We start from the raw sequence: 306 nt of genomic DNA, 5'->3' as shown, positions 1-306 counted from the left end.
GATTGGGCTCTCGTCGAAGCAGACCACCGGCCGCTTCGGATCAGGCGCCTCGGCATAGAGATCGAGCACGTCCTCCATGCGGGCGACGTAGTCGGCATCGATCTGAGGGATGCACCACATGTCCTTGCGCCACGGCTTGAGATCGCTCTCGGCCAAGCGTCGGCGCACCGTCTCGCGCGACAGGCTCTCGTGTGGTGTCAGCTTGACGATCGCTTCGGCCAACAGTTCCAGGGTCCAACGGGCGCGGCCTGCCGGAGGGCTTGAGCAGGCGGTTGCCACCAAAAGGGCTTCCTCCTTGCCGGTGAG

General features: G+C 65.0%; 1 pseudogene. It reads right to left on the bottom strand.

The annotated features are described in order from the left end of the window. Nucleotides 1–306 (bottom strand): annotated as a pseudogene (locus AC5ZG5_RS46565) (IS630 family transposase); the annotation flags it as partial.

The organism is Bradyrhizobium sp. Ses1 (assembly GCF_059512365.1).
This window is presented reverse-complemented; position numbering and strand designations above follow the sequence as displayed.